General features: G+C 59.8%; 1 protein-coding gene. It reads right to left on the bottom strand.

Annotation, left to right across the window (positions count from 1 at the left end):
• The coding region (locus X733_RS1000000171575) for a Ulp1 family isopeptidase (RefSeq protein WP_031194413.1) at positions 1-656 on the bottom strand (656 nt) is incomplete at its 3' end.
• Between the last annotated feature and the right edge of the window lie 1172 nt (positions 657-1828).

Genomic DNA, 1828 nt, shown 5'->3' with positions numbered 1-1828 from the left:
GAGGCTTGGTGATGGGGCCCAGTTGGCACGAAAGACGATGCCAGAACAGCGTCGTCTTCATTAGCTTTCCCAGGGGGGAGATACTCTGGCCAACTGTATTCCTCCTGCGGCCCGCTGCGCTGCGCAGCGGCGTCCCCCTTGCTCTCAAGACTTTGAAATTTAAATGGGTTCCCGGGAGCAACGTCTGGCGCTGACTGGCCGAGCCGCTTGATCTGCTGGTGAAACGTCCCAACGGGGCTTTCCTTAACCGCGTCTCGGGCCTGTCGGTCCATGAGTTCAAAGTTCGTAAGATTATTTGCCGTTCCGAATGTATTGTCACCCCTGAGGCGGGTTTGTAGTGCCTGCCGATTGACGACGAGGTTGTTGAGGTTCAGGTTATCTGGCTGCGATTGCAATCGCCCAACCAGCGCCCGCGTGCCGTCCACCACGTAGACTCCGCAATCCACCACGTTGCTCTGCTGGGCGATGCGGGATACGCCCACGCGGGTCTCCAGGCTGGCGCCCAGATTTTCTGCGAGCTCTTTTGCAAGCGTGTCATTGCATCCGTTGTAGGAGTCATAATGATAGGCAACCGGCCGTTCCCGGTCGCTGCGATCAACGAACAGCAGCGACCAATGGGTGCCGCGCTCCGCAAGAGTCTTACCGCCATCGCTCACTGGCACGAACAGGAAGTCGGCTGTGTCGTTACCGTTCNCTTGTCGCTCTCGGAGCCCAAGCGCAGATGATAATTGGCTACGAGGGGATCCACGAACCGCGTCCGGGCGGCGAGATCTGGATTGTTCCCCTGCAACTCCTGCTCCAGGAGTTGGTAATCCCTCTGGATATGTTCGTCGCCTAGCCATTCCAATGCGCCGAGCACCCGCCCGTCTTTAGCTTTCCCAGGGGGCCTCTCTGGCCGACCCAATGCCTCCTGCGTCCCGCTGCGCTGCGCAGCGGCGTCCCCAATGGCACGAGCCTCCATGCCGACTGCGTCTTCCGGACGAGCAGCAAGGGCAATTTCGCGCCCGNCTGCGCAGCGGCGTCCCCAATGGCACGAGCCTCCATGCCGACTGCGTCTTCCGGACGAGCAGCAAGGGCAATTTCGCGCCCGGGTGCGAACTTCCGGAGATGAGCTAGTGCACTGATCCTCCGGTTACCACCGGAGTTCACATAGCGCTTGGCATCTTCATCCAGCGACCCCTCGTGAAGCCGATCCGCAATCCCCGGCTTTTTGTTTTCATGCAGGTATTCACTGAAACGTATAAGAGTAGATCCATAGACCTGAATGGTACCGCGATTCGGCCCGGTCGCAGGCGCTTCTTTGTACTCTTTGATGAGAGCCGCTGTGTAATCTCTGATGAGCGCGGCGTCGGCAGGGTAGGGATTCCGGACAGGGCGGTCGACCACTGGCGCTCCGCCCGCCAACGTCTTGAGACGACCCAGTGCTCTAGCCACGATCGAGGGGCCACCCCTGCTCTCGTACTCCGAGGGGCCACCCCTGCTCTCGTACTCCTTGCGATCCTGATCCAGCGACGATTCGTCAAGCCGAGCAGCAAATCCCGGCCTGTTATTGTCAAAGAGCCAACGACCAAAGCCGAGAAGAGAATTTACATGGCGCTTGACCGTGCTCTCCTTGACCTTACCCGCGTAAGCTGACCTCAGCCCTTCGACAAGGGTCGCATCGTTGGAATAAAGAGGACCCTTGTCGGGACCGGAGACCCCTATTGGAGGATCTGGCTGCACCGCCGCCGGCACAGAACGAGCATGGTCACGCAACTCGGACGGTGCGGGGGGATTCAGATCAACCACTGACGAATCCGGCGCATGATGATGGCGCGCCGTTGAGTGA

The organism is Mesorhizobium sp. L2C066B000, assembly GCF_000502335.1.
GTDB lineage: Bacteria > Pseudomonadota > Alphaproteobacteria > Rhizobiales > Rhizobiaceae > Mesorhizobium.
The sequence above is the reverse complement of the archived record's forward strand: the minus strand, read 5'-3'. Positions and strand labels throughout refer to the sequence as shown.